At 46.7% G+C, this 16674-nt stretch carries 15 protein-coding genes and 1 pseudogene; 8 read left to right on the top strand and 8 right to left on the bottom strand.

What is annotated here, in order from left to right; all coding sequences use genetic code 11:
* Positions 1-77: 77 nt before the first annotated feature.
* Positions 78-221: pseudogene (locus QUA40_RS23325) on the top strand (ISKra4 family transposase); the annotation flags it as partial.
* Positions 222-425: 204 nt separating this feature from the next.
* On the opposite strand, the gene QUA40_RS23320 reads toward QUA40_RS23325, so the two are convergent.
* Both QUA40_RS23320 and QUA40_RS23315 read right to left on the bottom strand, forming a co-directional pair.
* Complete coding sequence (locus QUA40_RS23320; protein ID WP_333130274.1) at positions 426-716, bottom strand: hypothetical protein; 291 nt, start codon at positions 714-716, stop codon at positions 426-428.
* A gap of 42 nt (positions 717-758) precedes the next feature.
* Positions 759-1430 (bottom strand): phosphoribosyltransferase family protein, encoded by a 672-nt coding sequence (locus tag QUA40_RS23315; protein ID WP_333130272.1) that lies wholly within the window; start codon positions 1428-1430, stop codon positions 759-761.
* A gap of 192 nt (positions 1431-1622) precedes the next feature.
* On the opposite strand from QUA40_RS23315, the gene QUA40_RS23310 reads away from it, so the two are divergent.
* A complete protein-coding gene (locus tag QUA40_RS23310) occupies positions 1623-2309 on the top strand; it encodes a uracil-DNA glycosylase (protein ID WP_333130270.1) in 687 nt (228 codons plus the stop codon).
* A 98-nt stretch (positions 2310-2407) separates the two neighbouring features.
* Here the strand turns inward: QUA40_RS23310 and QUA40_RS23305 are convergent, their stop codons facing one another.
* The 3 genes from QUA40_RS23305 to tyrS form a co-directional block, all read right to left on the bottom strand.
* Positions 2408-2902: a hypothetical protein gene (locus tag QUA40_RS23305; RefSeq protein ID WP_333130267.1), complete on the bottom strand. Its 495-nt coding sequence runs from the start codon at positions 2900-2902 to the stop codon at positions 2408-2410.
* Between the two features lie 123 nt (positions 2903-3025).
* Positions 3026-3736 (bottom strand): orotidine-5'-phosphate decarboxylase, encoded by a 711-nt coding sequence (gene pyrF / locus QUA40_RS23300; RefSeq protein ID WP_333130266.1) that lies wholly within the window; start codon positions 3734-3736, stop codon positions 3026-3028.
* Positions 3737-3778: 42 nt separating this feature from the next.
* Positions 3779-5011 (bottom strand): tyrosine--tRNA ligase, encoded by a 1233-nt coding sequence (gene tyrS / locus QUA40_RS23295; RefSeq protein ID WP_333130276.1) that lies wholly within the window; start codon positions 5009-5011, stop codon positions 3779-3781.
* 174 nt (positions 5012-5185) lie between these two features.
* On the opposite strand from tyrS, the gene QUA40_RS23290 reads away from it, so the two are divergent.
* Positions 5186-7105 carry a transglycosylase domain-containing protein gene (locus QUA40_RS23290; RefSeq protein ID WP_333130263.1) on the top strand — a complete coding sequence of 640 codons (1920 nt, stop codon included), beginning with the start codon at positions 5186-5188 and terminating at the stop codon, positions 7103-7105.
* A gap of 92 nt (positions 7106-7197) precedes the next feature.
* On the opposite strand, the gene QUA40_RS23285 is transcribed toward QUA40_RS23290, so the two are convergent.
* The 3 genes from QUA40_RS23285 to QUA40_RS23275 all read right to left on the bottom strand — a co-directional run bounded on the left by QUA40_RS23285 (position 7198) and on the right by QUA40_RS23275 (position 11208).
* Entirely contained in the window at positions 7198-7521 is a 324-nt protein-coding gene (locus QUA40_RS23285; RefSeq protein ID WP_333130261.1) for a DUF1825 family protein, read from the bottom strand.
* A gap of 218 nt (positions 7522-7739) precedes the next feature.
* Positions 7740-8333 carry a signal peptidase I gene (gene lepB / locus QUA40_RS23280; RefSeq protein ID WP_333130259.1) on the bottom strand — a complete coding sequence of 198 codons (594 nt, stop codon included), beginning with the start codon at positions 8331-8333 and terminating at the stop codon, positions 7740-7742.
* Positions 8334-8730: 397 nt separating this feature from the next.
* Positions 8731-11208 carry an ATP-dependent Clp protease ATP-binding subunit gene (locus QUA40_RS23275; RefSeq protein ID WP_333130258.1) on the bottom strand — a complete coding sequence of 826 codons (2478 nt, stop codon included), beginning with the start codon at positions 11206-11208 and terminating at the stop codon, positions 8731-8733.
* 641 nt (positions 11209-11849) lie between these two features.
* Between QUA40_RS23275 and QUA40_RS23270 the strand changes: the two genes are divergently transcribed.
* From QUA40_RS23270 to QUA40_RS23250, 5 genes are all read left to right on the top strand, one after another.
* Positions 11850-12119 (top strand): EF-hand domain-containing protein, encoded by a 270-nt coding sequence (locus QUA40_RS23270; protein WP_333130256.1) that lies wholly within the window; start codon positions 11850-11852, stop codon positions 12117-12119.
* A 486-nt stretch (positions 12120-12605) separates the two neighbouring features.
* Positions 12606-13991, top strand: a complete 1386-nt coding sequence (locus QUA40_RS23265; protein WP_333130254.1) for a hypothetical protein — start codon at positions 12606-12608, stop codon at positions 13989-13991.
* 56 nt (positions 13992-14047) lie between these two features.
* Positions 14048-15037: a DMT family transporter gene (locus QUA40_RS23260; protein ID WP_333130252.1), complete on the top strand. Its 990-nt coding sequence runs from the start codon at positions 14048-14050 to the stop codon at positions 15035-15037.
* 50 nt (positions 15038-15087) lie between these two features.
* Positions 15088-16233 (top strand): mechanosensitive ion channel domain-containing protein, encoded by a 1146-nt coding sequence (locus QUA40_RS23255; RefSeq protein WP_333130250.1) that lies wholly within the window; start codon positions 15088-15090, stop codon positions 16231-16233.
* A gap of 226 nt (positions 16234-16459) precedes the next feature.
* Positions 16460-16674: helix-turn-helix domain-containing protein (locus tag QUA40_RS23250; RefSeq protein WP_333130248.1), on the top strand; the 215-nt coding region annotated here is incomplete at its 3' end.

Here is a 16674-nt window from a genome sequence, read left to right as displayed (position 1 = left end):
GAGTTTCAGCTTCTAGTCTTATGCACGAGTCTATCTTTTATTAGATAAAGTTATCACCATAAGTTCTGAAGAGCCGTTCGATTGGTTCTGGAACAGTTGAATCAATTATTAAGCGAATTGGATTTAGGGTGAAAATATCAGGAGCGCAATGGAATATTGAGAGCGTTCCCTCTATCCTTTCTCTTCGCTGTGCTTACCTCAACGGTCAACTTTCAACTTGATGTATTTGCCAAAGTGAGATGCACCCGATCAATCATTCTGTGGTGTTCTCTTATGCGCGGCTTCGCCTAACGCGTATTCGCGGTTCGTTCAAAAAAACATCTAGTTCACAACCCGCTGAGGATTGCTATATAATTTCTGCAATTGCTTCACCACCTTCGCAATCACATTGTCAAACCTGACTCTACAAATCAAAACTGCCTTAACTATCTAATCAGTTCAGCAAAACTATAAAAACTGATGATTAATAACAGCAATGCTGTCAGATGAGTTAGCTGAAATTGAGGCCGCGGGCCGAGGTATTCCCGCACCAAAATTGAAAAAGACGAACCAATTATATAACTCAAAGACAGGGTTAAATACTGCCACTGCAATGTTACACTCCAGAACCCGAGTAAAATCATCGCCAAAGTCAACATCACCAACTCAACAAAGCGAGGCGGATTGTGCTGAGTAGACAGAATCAAAGTGTCCAACCAATATTGCCAAGGTCTCATGTTTTAGCGATCGAGCTTTTGGATTTAGCCTTCTAGCTTAACCTACGATCGCCATTCAGTTTGTTGCTGCAAACACCTTAAAGCCTCCGCCGTCTCAACCTGCGGAAATTGCCCATAAAAACGACTGACACTGTAAAAAGGGTGAGGAGTCTCCAGAACGATCAACTTATCGCCCATTCCGGCCAAAAATCCCATCAAATCTGCCGGGGCGACAGGCGCGCAAATCCACAAAGCCAGCGGTTGCTGCGCCTCCAAAGCCTTAGCCGCCACAGCCATCGTCATCCCCGTAGCAATGCCGTCATCTACCAAAATCGCCAAAGTCCCCGCCGCGCTGACATTTGGGCGTCCAGGAGACAAATCTGCCAGCAGAGATTGAGCATTATTTTGAGCCAAGGGCAGGGCTGATTTTTGCAAGCGTAAATTGTGCTGCTTTTGCTTTTCCCAGAGGACGTGACCGTCAGCAGTTGCAGCCCCGATCGCCAATTCTAAATTATCTGGGCGAGTAATTTTCTTGGCGACAACCACATCCAAAGGACAGCCCAAGCGGCGCGCAATCGGCACAGCAACGGGCAAACCACCGCGCGGCAAGGCGTAAACAATCGGTTTCACCGCCTTCTGTGTCATTAAACTCAACTTGCCGAACTCGTCCACAACTGCCTCGGCCAGTTTTTCGCCTGCATCGGCGCGATCATCAAAAAACGGGTTAGAGAACATATTTTTGCCTGTACGAGCTCAACCAAACAATTGGAGATTGTGCCAGTGTTAATTGGAGATTGTGCGTGAAGCGTAGCTATCCCGTAGGGAATCGACAGCATCGCATACAACCATCTAGCCAATCTCAAATCACCAAACCCGATCTAAACTATAAACTCTAGACTCCAAAATATCTCCCTAATTGTAAAACGTATGTCCAGCGACTTGCAACTCAGCCTTTTTGACAACAATCAAAGTGCCACTTTCCAAACTGACTCAATACCAGCAAATGCCAAAATTCCCATTCCTCCCGGCACTTATCAAAATATGGAACAAATCGGCGAACACTGCAATCGCTGCTATCGCTGCGAATTGGGCAATACGCGCACTCACGCTGTCATCGGGCGCGGCAATCCTCAAGCCTCAATTTTGATTGTGGGAGAAGCGCCCGGACAAAACGAAGATGAAACCGGATTGCCCTTCGTCGGGCGATCCGGCAAACTGTTAGATAAGATTTTAGAATCCGTGGGATTGAGTGCAGAAACCGACGTATTCATTGCCAACGTCATCAAATGTCGTCCTCCCAACAACCGCCCTCCGACAGCAAAAGAAATCGAAGCTTGCAAACCTTACTTGCTCGAACAAATTCGCATCTTAGACCCCAAAATTATTTTATTAACCGGTGCAACAGCCCTCAAAGGTTTGCTAAGCGACAAGCGACCAATTAGTAAAATTAGAGGTCAATGGATAGAATGGGAAAATCGTTTGTGTATGCCAATTTTTCACCCGTCGTACTTGCTGCGAAATCCCTCCCGCGAACCGGAAAGTCCAAAATGGTTTATGTGGCAAGATATGCAACTAATCAAGGCTAAACTAGACGAATTTAAAGAGCAATTCTAATCAATTTTTGTTGTTGATTTGTCGTGGCGGGTTTCACCAACAATCTCTGCTATTTACCTACAATCTCAAAAACCCGCCCCCTTTGATTGAAACTCAAGTTATGGCTTTGCATAACAATCGCGCAACCACAAACGAATAGCCTCAGCAATTTCGCTTTCACTATCTTGACCTAATAAAGGACGAATATCCGCCGCAGTACCAAACCGAGAAACGATTTTTGCCAACTCCCACCCGTTCTCCGTTTTAGTTAAAAACAGCCAGTGATATTGCTGAATCTCGACTCGTTTTCCCCGGCGATACTGCCGTTCCAAAGTAGTAATAAAAACTTGACTGGCATTTTCAGGAAGCGCATCTTCAAAATTTAAAGGTAAGGGTTCAAACTCCGGGCGGCCGGCTAAAATTATTTGAGGCAGCGCGTAAACGGACGGTGTGTTAGTGTTAGGAGAAAAGTGCGATCGCACAATTACGCGATTAGCATAACTAGGCAAATCTTGCAACAGACGATCGACTAAAGTTTCTAAATCAGCGGGACAGGGCGATCGCGCTAACAAACCATAACCACTGGCATTTATACTGTTAGAATAATTTGTCATAAAATTAACTGCCAAAGCCGGACTTGGAACCGCAGATGTTAGCAGATAAACACAGATGAACGCTGATGGGATTTTATCTGGATTCATCTGTGTTTATCTGGGGTTTAAAAAACATTCAAATTTTTATCCCAACTCTTCACAAATACGGGTAAAAGCCGCCACTGGATCTGGCGCAGCAGTAATTGGCCGCCCAATCACCAGATAATCCGCACCAGCTTTTAAAGCGGCCTTTGGAGTCATCGATCGTTTTTGATCGCCCCCATCAACCCATTTCGGACGCACACCGGGACAAACTAACAGAAAATCATCGCCGCAACTCATTCTTAACTGTTCCACTTCTTGCGGAGAACAAACAGCCCCAGCTAAACCCGTTTCCTTAGCCAATAATGCCATGTGCAAAGCATATTCTGGCAACTCCAAAGGTATTTTCAACTCAAAAGCCAACTGTCGCGAATTCAAACTCGTCAACAGAGTAATTGCAATCAACTTAGGACTCGGTTTATCCACAGCCGCCGCCCCTTCAGTCAAAGCCAACTGTGCCGCTTTCAAAGCATCCTTACCACAAGTAGAATGGATAGTCAATAAATCTACATTATACTTAGCAGCAGCTCGACAAGCACCAGCCACAGTATTCGGGATATCGTGAAACTTTAAATCGAGAAAAATCCGCTTTTCCCGCTGTTTTAAAATTTCCAAAATCCCCGGCCCGGAACTCACAAACAGTTCCAAACCCACTTTCCAGAAAGATACTTGCGGGAGTTTGTCCAGAAGTGCGATCGCCTCTTCTTGACTCGAAACATCCAAAGCAACAATAATTCGATTATCAGCGTTCATCAGCGTTCATCTTCAGTATTCATCTGCGGTCAAACAAGAGATTCAAGACACCAATCGCACAAACTTATTCTTCCCAACCTGCAAAACCTTACCCCATAAATCAGCCGATGATTCAAAAGTAAGGTTAACATCAGAAACCCGAGATCCCTCCAACTTCACCCCACCGCCCTGCATCAACTTCCGCGCATCACCGCTGCTTTTACAAAGCCCGCTAGCACTCAGAATATAAAACAACTTAGCCGGAAACTGCACACTTGCCAAAGAAAACTCCGCCACAGCATCAGCTTGTCCTGCTGCACCTTTAACCAGCGCAATTGCATCTTGTTGTGCGCGTTCCGCCGCTTCCTTCCCCCGATACTGGCGCACCACCTCCACAGCCAAAAGTTTCTGTTTTTCTCGCGGATTGTCTGGCAATTCATCCAGTGGCAAATCTGTCAATAGTTCAAAATACTGGGCGATCGAACTATCGGCAATTTTCTCCAACTTAGAATACATCGTCAGCGGGTCTTCCGACAAACCCACATAATTTCCCAAAGATTTCGACATCTTTTGTACGCCGTCAGTCCCGATCAAAATCGGCATCAGCAAACCAAACTGCGGTTTCATCGCAAAATGGCGCTGCAAATCTCTCCCCACCGCAATATTAAACTTTTGGTCGGTTCCGCCCAACTCCACATCCGCTTCCAAGACTACTGAATCGTAACCCTGCATTACTGGATACAGAAACTCGTGCAGGAAAATCGCATTTTCCTGCTGCATCCTGTTATCAAATCCCTCTTTAGCGAGCATCTGCTGCACCGTCATCGTGCCTAGGAGTTCCAAAATCTTCGCCATGTCCAATTTTGACAACCACTCGGAGTTATAGCGAATTTCCAAACGTCCGGGCGTGTCAAAATCTAGAATCGGACGCACTTGGTCTAAATAAGTCTTGGCATTTTCCGCCACTTGTTCGGCTGTCAACTGGCTGCGCGTCTCCGATTTCCCTGTCGGATCGCCAATTCTTGCGGTAAAATCTCCGATGACCAGTACCGCCGTGTGGCCTGCGTCCTGAAAAGCTCGCAGCTTGCGGAAGCAAATGCTGTGTCCCAAGTGAATGTCCGCCCCTGTGGCGTCGATTCCCAGTTTGACGCGCAACGGTCGATCGACTTTTGCCAGGAGTTGGGCTAAATTTTCGTCAGGGTTGCTAGAATCAGGTCGATCAGGAAAAATCTCGCTGACGCCGCGGTAAAGCGCTGAAAGGTTAGGAGTTATCATCGGGGAGCGATCGTCCATCATATTTTGCCAAAGTGCAGCAGAATTAGTTACACTCACTGGTTGACGCATAAAAACATAACTATCAAGCTACTATAATCCCAAAGCTGACCGGCTTTCATTAGCTGACAGTATCTAAGGTTCGCATCTAAAATTAAAAGTCTTAAACCCCAAATCGAGTGAGGAAGTGAAATCCACGTGTCAACCAACGCAGTCCGCAATAACACGGAAAACTCAGCCCCCGTATTCGAGTTTGTTCAGTCAGTCAGTAAAGTGACCGCTGGAACCATACTCAGCATGACAATGCTTGCCAGTTCCGTAGTAGCTGGCGGACTGGTTGGCTTAGCGATCAGCTTCCGCAATTTGCCAGATGTTCGGATCTTGCAAACCTACTCTCCCACAGAAACCACCCACATTTACGACATTAACGGCAAGCCGCTAGCCAGCATCCACGACGAAGCCAACCGAGATGTCGTACCCCTTGACCAAATCTCCCCGAACCTGAAACGAGCTGTTCTGGCGATCGAAGATAGCAACTTCTTCACCCACAAAGGCATCAACCCCGGCGGGATAGCCCGAGCTCTCCTAGTCAACCTAGAGAAAGGTAGAACCGTGGAAGGGGGTTCGACTATGACTATGCAGCTAGTCAAGAACCTGTTTCTTTCTCCCCAGTCAAAATTTAGTCGCAAGGTAGCTGAAGCGGTAATGTCTATCCGCTTGGAGCAAATTCTCAGCAAAGACCAAATTCTGCAGCTATACCTGAATCAAATCTACTTAGGTCACAACTTGTACGGCGTAGAGACAGCCTCTCGAAGCTATTTCAACAAGTCAGCAAATAATTTGACTCTTTCAGAAGCAGCGATGCTGGCCGGCTTAATTTCTGCCCCCGAAGAATACAGTCCTTTTGTCAATTACAAGTTGGCAAAAGAGCGGCAGGAAACCGTTTTAGGCCGCATGAAGGAGCTAAAATGGATTACGCCGGCCCAAGAGACTGCTGCCCGCCAGGAAAAAATTAAGCTAGGCAAAATTACCTCTTTTGGCGTCTCTCAAGTTCCTTACGTAACACAAGCCGTAGTCCAGGAACTGACGAGGCGTTTCGGGCGAGATGCCGTGGTTAAGGGAGGAATGCGCGTTCAAACCACGATCGACCTCAAAATGCAGCGCATAGCCGAAGAAACAGTCAAAGCGTGGCACAATCGGCTTTACAACCAAGGGCTGTTTTACGATCGCGAGGAAGGTCAAATTGCCCTAGCCGCCGTCGATCCACGCACCCACTTCGTCAAAGCAATGGTGGGCGGCGTCGATTACGAAAAGAGTCAGTTCAACCGCGCCATTCAAGCACGTCGCCAGCCCGGATCTTCTTTTAAGCCTTTTGTCTACTACGCTGCCTTTGCTAGCGGCAAATACACCCCGGATTCAGTTGTCTACGACTCCCCTGTCGGCTACCGCGACGGCGACGGCTACTACTACCCTCAAAACTACGGTGGCGGCTTCTCCGGTGCCGTCAGCATCCGCAGAGCTTTGGAAGCATCTATGAACATTCCCGCCATCAAGCTTGGGCAAGAAGTCGGATTGAATAAAGTGATTGAGATTTGCCGGGTGCTAGGCATCAGAAGTCCGATGGAACCGGTGATTTCTTTGCCCTTGGGTGCCGTTGACCTAACTCCTTTAGAAATGGCCGGAGCTTTTGCTACCTTCGCCAACAACGGCTGGCATTCTGACACCACGTTTATCGTGCAAGTCACTGACAGCAGCGGCAACGTTTTGCTCGACAATACGCCCAAACCCAAATTAGTTCTCAATTCCTGGGCGGCGGCATCTCTCAACAGCGCCCTGCAAGGGGTAATTAACAACGGAACAGCAAGGGCGGCTCAACTTGGGCGGCCGGCTGCTGGGAAAACTGGTACAACTTCCTCAGAACGGGATATCTGGTTTGTGGGTTACGTGCCGCAGTTGTCCGTGGCTGTTTGGATGGGCAACGACAATTATAGACCGATGAGCTACGGTGCTACTGGCGGTGGGATTGTCGCCCCTGTTTGGCGCGATTTTATGAGCCAAGCTTTAGAAGGCGTACCCGTAGAAAATTTCAAACCTGCTTCATCTTTTGAGCGGCCTTAATTATCAGTCATTAGTCATTAGTCATTAGTCATTAGTCATTGGGCATTGGGCATTGGGAATACTTTCTTTTTCTTCCTTCTTCCTTCTGCTCACTAGGATTGTTTTTCCAGCTCAGATTTCATCCGCTCCAGCGTTGAGTTCATTTGCTCAAACATCTGCTGGGGCGTAATGCCAAATTGATTGAGCTGTGTTTTTAACTGCTCTACAGTCATCTGAGCCATGAAGTCCTCAGACAGCTCGAAGCGCTTCATAAAAATACGGTAGCGCTCCATCATTGATTCCATCTGAGCGATGAACATTTTCTTGCCTTCGCGATCGAATTTGCCGTAATTGCCACCTAGTTTCATGAGAGATTGATAGTCTTCAAACAACAGCTTGGCTTCTTGCTGAACAATTTCTGAATCAAAAAATCCCATAGCTTTCCTAATTTTTTAATATTCTACTAATTTTGATCGAGGCGAGAAATGCCCGCTGCTTTTTCTACTATTTTATCAGTTGCCGGAGGAAGTCCCTACCCCTTAAGGCGCAAGAATAAGTAGAAATTTCCGTACAGCATAGGGCATGGGCATTGGGCATTGGGCTTGCGATGACAACTGTCAACTGTCAACTGTCAACTGTCAACTGTCAACTGACTTCAAACTTCCCCGATGCGTTCTAGAGGCCAAAACCGCACTACAGCGCGGCCGATGATATTCTGCTTAGGTAAAAATCCCCACCTGCTGGAGTCGTTACTGTTGTTGCGGTTGTCTCCCATCACAAAGTATTCATTTTCTGGGACGCGATAAGGCCCCCACTGGTATTTAGGAGGTTCGGCAATATATTTTTCGACGAGGGGTTTGTCGTTGAGATAAACTAAACCTTTTTTAACGGCGACGGTTTGACCCGGTAAGCCAATTACCCGCTTAATGAATGCTTGGTCTTGGGTAAAGCCTTGTTCTTGCAACTTTTCGGGCGGGGCAAATACTACGATGTCGCCAGTTTTGGGAGGTTGGAGGTAGTAGGAGATTTTTTCGACGACGACGCGATCGCCCACGTGCAGAGTTGGTACCATAGAATCTGAGGGTATGTAGCGCGGCTCGGCGACCAAGGCTCGAATCACTATTGCTAAACTCAAAGCAATAATCACTATCTGAAGATTTTCTCGCTGCGACTTCCACGCTTTCTTCCACCAGGTTTCAGGCGGATTTTCTGCTACTTTTGTACCCAAATTATTTTTTTCAGATGTCATGAAAGTCCTCCGATATATAGTTGCCACTAATTATCTGATTAAGCTCATCAGCATTTAAATTGCATCTCAAGAAATAATCAAACCCTGAGCAGGCTGGACACGCGAACCCGCCCAAAATATACAATTTAAATGCTGTACAGCTTACCATTGAAGTATGTCGCTGTTAATTACTAGACTTGAAGTGCAGGCATTCGCAAACAGTCTTGAAATTATCTGCATTTATCTGCGGTTTCCTTATCAATCAAAAATTTAGGCAATAAGTCTACTCTTGATATTAACTCATAAAAAAGGCAGAGAATTTAAATTCTCTACCTTTTTTATGTGAGGATTTTGAGTTGTTTGCGACTGCGAGATTGGTTATTTCCCAACTTAACTCGCGATCGCACGCCACTCAATCTTACTCAGCGCCTTGGGGCAGCAATTCCCGCTTTTGACCTTGCAGCACCTTAACAATTCCGTCCTCGCCCACATCCACAACAGCGATATCGCCGTCCTTGATGCGGCCAGAAAGAATTTCCTCAGCCAAGCTGTCTTCCAACAACCGCATAATGGCGCGGCGCAGGGGTCGAGCTCCGTAGCTGGGGTTGTAGCCTTCTTCTACCAGCCGTTCTTTGAATTTTTCGGTCACTTCCAGGGTGATTCCCTGTTCTGTCAAACGACCGAACACTTCTTTGAGCATGATGACAGCGATTTCCTTGACTTCTTCCTTGTTTAACTGACGGAAGACGATAATTTCGTCGAGTCGGTTGAGGAATTCGGGGCGGAAGTAGTTTTTGAGTTCTTCGTTAACCAAAGAACGAATGCGGTTATAGTTAGCATCGGCTTGGTTGTCGCTGAACTCGAAACCGAGGCCGCCGCCACCTTTTTCAATCACCTTAGAACCGATGTTAGAGGTCATGATCAGCAGCGTGTTTTTGAAGTCCACGGTGCGACCTTTAGCATCAGTTAAGCGGCCGTCTTCCAATATTTGCAAAAGCATATTGAAGACATCGGGGTGGGCTTTTTCGATTTCGTCGAACAAGACTACTGTGTAAGGACGGCGACGGACTGCTTCTGTGAGTTGGCCACCTTCGTTGTAGCCGACGTAGCCCGGAGGGGAACCGATGAGTTTGGAGACGGTGTGACGTTCCATGTATTCGGACATATCCAACCGAATCATCGCGTCTTCGGAACCGAAGAAGTAGCCGGCTAGGGCTTTGGTGAGTTCGGTTTTGCCGACGCCGGTGGGCCCGGAGAAGATGAAACTGGCGATCGGGCGATTGGGATTTTTCAAGCCAACGCGAGCGCGACGGATGGCGCGGGAAACGGCTTTCACTGCTTCTTCCTGACCGATCAAGCGCTGGTGCAAGGTATCTTCCATGTGCAGCAGCTTTTCGGATTCGGATTCGGTCAGTTTGTTGACCGGGACGCCCGTCCAGCTTGCCACGATTTGAGCAATGTCTTCTTCGGTGACTACTGGCGATGGGTCTGTTTCGCCGGTGCGGGCCGAGTCGGTTTTTTTGGCTTGGGAAATAGCGCGAATTTCGGCTTTGATGGTCATTTCCCGATCGCGCAATTCGCCGGCTTTGTCAAAGTCTTGAGAACGCACCGCTTCGTCTTTATCTTTGAGGACTTGGCGGAGTTCTTTGTCAAGTTCTTTGGCTGCGGGGGGCAGTTGGGAGTTAATCAGGCGGACTCTAGAACCAGCTTCGTCTACTAAGTCAATTGCTTTGTCTGGTAGGAAGCGATCGGAGATGTACCGATGTGAGAGTTTGGCAGCAGCTTCGAGGGCTGTATCCAAGATTTTCAGCTTGTGGTGCTGTTCGTAGCGTTCCCGCAGACCGAAGAGAATCTCGATCGTCTCGTCAACGGTGGGTTCGCCGACCATGACGGGCTGGAAGCGCCGTTCTAGGGCTGCATCGCGCTCGATGTGCTTGCGGTACTCGTCGAGGGTGGTAGCGCCGATACACTGGAGCTCGCCTCTTGCCAAAGCCGGCTTGAGAATGTTGGCCGCGTCGATCGCCCCTTCAGCCGCACCTGCACCTATCAAAGTGTGCACTTCGTCAATCACCAAAATCACGTTACCCGCAGTGCGGATTTCGTCCATGATTTTTTTGAGGCGTTCTTCAAATTCGCCCCGGTATTTCGTCCCGGCAACCAGCAAGCCGATGTCGAGGGTAACAACGCGCTTTTCTTCGAGGATGTCTGGGATGTCGTTGTTAGCGATGCGCTGGGCGAGGCCTTCGGCGATCGCTGTTTTACCGACTCCGGGTTCGCCGATGAGCACCGGGTTATTTTTGGTGCGGCGACCGAGGATTTGAATTACCCGTTCGATTTCTTTTTGGCGTCCGACTACTGGGTCTAGTTTGCCATCGACCGCCATTTGAGTGAGGTTGGCGCCAAATTCATCGAGGGTTGGGGTTTTGGTGCGAGCGCCGCCACCAGTGGCTGCGACTTCTGCGGTTTCTCCCAGCATCCGAATCACTTGGGTACGGACTTTCGACAAGTCTACTCCCAGATTTTCCAGGACTCTAGCCGCTACTCCTTCACCTTCGCGGATCAAGCCCAGCAGCAGGTGTTCAGTGCCGATGTAGTTGTGTCCGAGTTGGCGAGCTTCTTCGAGGGACAGTTCTAGAACCCGCTTGGCGCGGGGGGTGAACGGAATTTCTACTGCTACGAAGCCGGAACCGCGCCCGATGATTTTTTCCACTTCAATCCGAGCGTCTTTGAGGTTGACCCCCATTGATTTGAGGACTTTAGCTGCAACCCCGGTTCCTTCACCGATCAGACCCAGGAGGATCTGTTCTGTCCCTACGAAGTTGTGACCCAGGCGGCGAGCTTCTTCCTGGGCCAACATGATTACTTTTATTGCTTTTTCTGTGAAGCGTTCAAACATGATTTATTCCCATCACCTGCTGCTATGTGCCCGTTTCGAGGTCACGCTCGCACAACGAGCGTTTGTGTTCGAGTGTTAACTCGTACTGCTTATTCTAGCGCGACACTCCCAACCTATCTGCCGCACTCGGCTGCGGTTGCAGATTCCAGGCTCATGTTGCAGGGTGGCTTTCAACTGGGAAGACCCAAATGGTGGCTGACCTACAACCTCCCCTAGACTGCAAGAAGATTGCTCTTCTCGGCCCGTGCCCAACCTACGACTACGTATTGATGGATTCTAGCACAATCTTTTTGGCTGTCATGCAGGTGCAAAGGTGATAATTCTCGAAGTACAGGACGGGTTTTGTACAAAACTTATTAGTTAGATTCACGATCGATCCCCTAAACTCGCTCTTAAGCTGTTGTCCATCTCAAGAATCTGTTGGTGTAGGAGAGGGAGAGCGAGCTGGGCTTTTTTTATCTAAAAATATTGCCCCCGATCCGTTGAAGATTTGGGTATTCTTCCTGTTGTCAGTGGTGTGATCGCTCCCGCTCCAAGGGATTGACCTGAAGAAAAAAGGTACAAAGTTTGACGCAGTATATGTCTCCCACATGAATTTATTTGGCAATGACATACTGAGAGAAACACTGCGTTCTTCGAGAGTGGCAACAGAAGATATCAAAAAGCTTTTCCTGCAATTAGATACGGATGGAAGTAAGGCGCTCCATCGAACTGAGATTATGGAGCTGTTAGGGCTAATCGAAGATATGACAACAGGCGAACGTAGCTCTGAAGAAGTCAGAAGCTACATCACTGATTATCTTTTTAATACTCTTGACTCCGATAAAAATGGCAATGTCGATTTAGCAGAGTTAGAAGAGTACATATCAACCTATGGGTTGGTTGCTAACCTTAACGTTGCTCAAATCTAAACTTTGCCTCAATAAGCCATAACATCTTTGCTTAGGGTAGGGGTAGTCAAGGCACAAAACCTAGGAAATTTGCACAACCGAAAACCCACTCTACCCTTTTATTTCCATCTACTGAGGAAACGCTCTTTGGCAAAAATCGCACGCTTGACCCGAAATACTATCGCTGGAATATTAGTTATCGGAAACCGGGGCCCAAATGCTGGAGCACATTTGATATAGCTAACCGAAGACTATAAGCTCTTAGTCGCCACCGATTACTTGTTTAACCTCGACGATTATGGTAATGTTCATTATGAAGGGGAGCACAATATTCATGTCCATGTGCTGGTAATTTTCCGGGCAAGGGTCAGAGACGTAGCTGTTAAATCAACAGCTATGGCTCTGACTAACTGGTTAAAATCCCAAGCACATGGAAGCAAGACATAATAGGACTAATCAACTTATTACTTTAGCATTATAAATTGTAGAGGGCAAATGGTAGAAGCTATGAAATTAAACAATAATAAAACCACCACAGCCGATTGGCGACTAACTCCGGGCTACGTGCATGAAGGCCGATCAGATTTTGAATCGGCACATATTTTGTTAGGTCGTTTCTTAGCAGATAGAACCTCAGAAGACCCCTTGGTAGAAAAACAACTATTGACGAGCGACGGCATTTTTGAGTGGGGACACGCCCAGCCTTTAGAAAAAGTGATTAATTCACAGTCAGACTTGGAGTTTTTACTATTGCATCCCAATTTGTTACGCAACTGTATTACTATCATCGAACCTTGGGAACACGTAGGCGTTAACGCTAATGGCGAAGATGTTCGGGCTTCCAAAAATGTCGCCTATATTGCTCAGAAAGTTGCCGATATGGACTCAGTATTACTACCTGTTTGGTCAACAGGAGTTCTCGATCCAGAAATAGTTGTGCCCGCAATTAACTCTGGTTATGCCGTACTCGTGGAAGGTGGCGATCCATCAACATACGATGCCTCTACCTGGACAAGTCCGGCGTGTCCGCGAGAGGATATGTTTGCATTAGTGGAAAAACTATTGATCTCGCGATCGCCCACCAGTGCCCCCGCAATATTCATTTGTGTGGGACACCAGTTAGCTGCTGAATGTCATATACGGCTCATCCGTCGTGCAGTCAAAGAAGTTTTGGGTACGACATCTCTCGATCGCGATCGCTCAGGCATGGCTCTGAGATCGTTGCAAGAAGTCTGCCAGCGCATTGAAGCAATGGGCAAGACACTTAAAGTCAAAAAGCGTGATGGACGAGTTGTTGCTACTGGCTGGAATGACGAGCATTTTGCCGTGACGCGCAATGAATTAAAAGAAGTAGGCGATCGTGTGTTGTTGCCTTATCAGTCTCCCGACGGCGATGCTTTAGGTATTCCTTGGGAAATTATCCATGCTCATGATGTCACAGCCGACAGCCATGAAGGCGTGATTGACACAACAATTCAATATGAGGCCAGAGTATCAATTTCGATGTTTCATTCGGATGAAGTCAACGAAGAAGCAATATTGTTTGCAAACTGGGCTTACCGCAGTATTCATGACGCTATTGTTCCCTATCGGCATATTATTGCTGGTAGCTCTCTGAGTTGGTTAATACAACTGCCCGACGCCATTGAAATTCTTTGTTCAACAGCAGAGGAAGATGGTGAAATAGTTACCGAATGTTCGGCAACCTGCATTAACTACAAAGACTTTGAAACTAAGAAAGTTCGGCGCTCGTTTACTTGCCAGTTCCATCCAGAACTGCTATCGGATTTGCGTGCGATCGGTAACAGTGAAGCTCCCTCCTATTCAACTTTAAAAAATGATGATGGTGTCCGCTTATTTGTCCGACTCCTGTATGCGGGAATGCAAGAGTAATGCTATTAGCTTGCGCCACCCTTTGCGTGGCGCAGGTACTACTTTGAGAAGTGAAGATGACCATTGAACTGAAACCATCACAGCCACAGATAGAGCAGACACCTGGTGCGATCGCCCAGGGACTCCAAGGGAATATCGGACTAACTTCATTATTTCTCGCAATCCTTGCCTTATCCTTTGCCGCCATCTTCATCAGATTGAGCGAACGGGAACTGGGTCCGGTTGCGACAATATTCAATCGCTTCTGGGTAGCCACTGTCATTTTAGGATTAGGGAAGGTGTTCGAGACATTGAGGGAAAGACACTCCCACGACTCCTTGCTCCAAAAGCAGCATTACACAGTCAGCGATTTAGTCTTGTTGCTAGTAATGAGTTGTTTTTTCTCAGGGACATTAATAACCTGGGCTTGGTCACTCACCCAGACAAGTGTCGCTAACTCTAATCTGCTGCATAATGTAACCCCGCTGTTCACGACTCTGATGGGATGGCTGTTTCTCAGTCAATCTTTTGATGCCAGATTCCTCATTGGCATGGTAGTCGCTATCAGCGGATCAATTTTAATTGGACTAGGTGATTTGCATCTAGCTAGTGATAACTTTACAGGTGACTCACTTGCCCTACTATCTGCCGTCTTTTCTGCAGCCAATCTGCTAACTGTAGAAAAACTTCGAGCCAAGTTTTCAGCGACAACGATACTTTTGTGGTGTTCCTTTTTCGGGGCCGTGTTAACTTTCCCGATCGTTCTGCTAACGGAAGATGTACTGTTTCCCTATTCCTGGGCTGGGTGGTTAACAATAATTGCCCAAGCATTAATCTGCCAAGTTTTGGGTCAAAGCCTTCAGGCTTATAACCTCAAAGGATTTTCTTCTGGTTTCGTTGCCGTGTTCTTGTTGCTCGATCCAGTGATTACGGCCATACTTGCTTGGATAATCTTTGCTGAAAGGTTAACCCCTCTGAACTGGTTGGCGTTTTCTGTAGTTTTGGCAGGCATATACCTGGCAAAGTCTAGCCAAGGAGCAGAGAAAGTTACCCCTCTTGGAAGTTAAAAGTCAAAAAATATTTCTTCTGTGTTTAAGTAATGGAGGTTTTTAGTTAGATGGAAATCATTTGGAAACAAATCAAGGAAACGCTACTTGATTCACACATAACTGTTGCACACATACCGCTGACTAAAATAGTTCTCGTCGTCACTATCATCACGCTCATACAACTGTTGAGAGGATTGTTCTTTTCGATTGCCATCAAGAGAATCAAGCTTCTTACTAGCGGAACGGAGACCACACTGGACGATGAGTTAGTCGAGATTCTGGAGCAACCATTAGGGTGGCTAATTTTCATCGCTGGAGTTTGGATAGTGCAGGTGATTTTGGCAGAGAATCTAAAGCCTCAAGTGAGCGAGATGCTAGCTAAGATTCTCAGTCTGAGTGCTATTGTTGCCGTTGCATATATTGTTTACCGCGCCTCTCCACTGTTAGGAGAGATACTGAGAAAACTGACGCTGAACACCAAAACCGAACTAGACGACTTGCTCGTACCCTACGTGCCTCGTCTGTTTCAGACGGTGGCACTCGCTGTTGTAGTGTTAAAGGCGAGTGAGTTGTTGTTAGGAGCATCTGCAAGTGCGCTCATTGGTCTATTAGGTGGAGCGGGAATCACGTTCGGTTTGTTGCTTAAGGACATTATTTATGACTGGTTTTGTACCATCATTATTTACACAGATAATCTATATCGACCTGGTGACTGGGTGATTGTGGAGGGAATAGATGGTAGCGTTCAAGTTTTAGAAATTGGCATCAGAACTACAAAGCTAGGTCTAGCAAAATGGGATTCTATCAAAAAGATACCAAATTCCAAAATGATTACTGGAATTGTCGAGAATTGGTCGCAAAATCCCGGCTCACACAAGTCATTTGGAATTAATTTAACTCTCAAAATAGACAGTATTTCTGCTGAAAAAACTGCTATAATTTGCGAGGCAATTCAGAAAGTACCTAACTCTATCGATTCCTTACATGAAAGATGTTTTGTTTGGCTAGACAGACTTGAACAGAATGCTCGTATCATAAATATTCGAGCCTTTAATAACAATCTGGATTTATACTTTGACGCCTGTCAAGAATTGAATTTAGCCATCTTAGCACTACTGGAAAAAGAGGGTATAGATACCCTGCATCTGGAATTTAGAACATACCTCGAAAGCTATAAGCAGACTTTGGAAAAAACTGGTAAATCAATAAATTGACGTTGCACTTTCTCAGGGATAAGGCAGCGCGATCGCTACCTGCGTTGCCAACGGAAGTATCGATTTCAATATTCCACTCCCATGAAGTCAACAAAGAAGCAATCCTGTTTGCGAATTGGGCTTACCGCACTATTCATGACGCCATTGTTCCGTATTGGCACATCATAAGCTGTTGTGCCTTTAAATAGGGTATAATAAAAAATGAGGTTAGTCAATATCTACAAAAATGCCAGCTAAAAACCATCTCAATCCCCAACAAATAGAGAAACTACAAAAAGCCTTAAAAGAGGAAAAAAAGGCAAATGTTAGAGAAAGAATTCTAATTTTATTATTGCTCAATGACGGCAAGACACAATCTAAAATCGCTGATTTTTTGGGTTGCTCAGTCAACAAAGTATCTTATTGGTGTGTCAAGGGAGACCCAGACAATCTAGAAAGTCT

This window comes from Microcoleus sp. Pol11C3 (assembly GCF_036701485.1).
Taxonomy (GTDB): Bacteria; Cyanobacteriota; Cyanobacteriia; order Cyanobacteriales; family Microcoleaceae; genus Microcoleus.
The sequence above is the reverse complement of the archived record's forward strand: the minus strand, read 5'-3'. Positions and strand labels throughout refer to the sequence as shown.

Excerpts from the sequence above, each read along its gene's own strand:
- QUA40_RS23320 (WP_333130274.1), bottom strand. The coding sequence starts at position 716 with ATGAGACCTTGGCAATATTGGTTGGACACTTTGATTCTGTCTACTCAG.
- QUA40_RS23315 (WP_333130272.1), bottom strand. The coding sequence starts at position 1,430 with ATGTTCTCTAACCCGTTTTTTGATGATCGCGCCGATGCAGGCGAAAAA.
- QUA40_RS23310 (WP_333130270.1), top strand. The coding sequence starts at position 1,623 with ATGTCCAGCGACTTGCAACTCAGCCTTTTTGACAACAATCAAAGTGCC.
- QUA40_RS23305 (WP_333130267.1), bottom strand. The coding sequence starts at position 2,902 with ATGACAAATTATTCTAACAGTATAAATGCCAGTGGTTATGGTTTGTTA.
- pyrF (WP_333130266.1), bottom strand. The coding sequence starts at position 3,736 with ATGAACGCTGATAATCGAATTATTGTTGCTTTGGATGTTTCGAGTCAA.
- tyrS (WP_333130276.1), bottom strand. The coding sequence starts at position 5,011 with ATGATGGACGATCGCTCCCCGATGATAACTCCTAACCTTTCAGCGCTT.
- QUA40_RS23285 (WP_333130261.1), bottom strand. The coding sequence starts at position 7,521 with ATGGGATTTTTTGATTCAGAAATTGTTCAGCAAGAAGCCAAGCTGTTG.
- lepB (WP_333130259.1), bottom strand. The coding sequence starts at position 8,333 with ATGACATCTGAAAAAAATAATTTGGGTACAAAAGTAGCAGAAAATCCG.
- QUA40_RS23275 (WP_333130258.1), bottom strand. The coding sequence starts at position 11,208 with ATGTTTGAACGCTTCACAGAAAAAGCAATAAAAGTAATCATGTTGGCC.
- QUA40_RS23265 (WP_333130254.1), top strand. The coding sequence starts at position 12,606 with ATGAAATTAAACAATAATAAAACCACCACAGCCGATTGGCGACTAACT.
- QUA40_RS23260 (WP_333130252.1), top strand. The coding sequence starts at position 14,048 with ATGACCATTGAACTGAAACCATCACAGCCACAGATAGAGCAGACACCT.
- QUA40_RS23255 (WP_333130250.1), top strand. The coding sequence starts at position 15,088 with ATGGAAATCATTTGGAAACAAATCAAGGAAACGCTACTTGATTCACAC.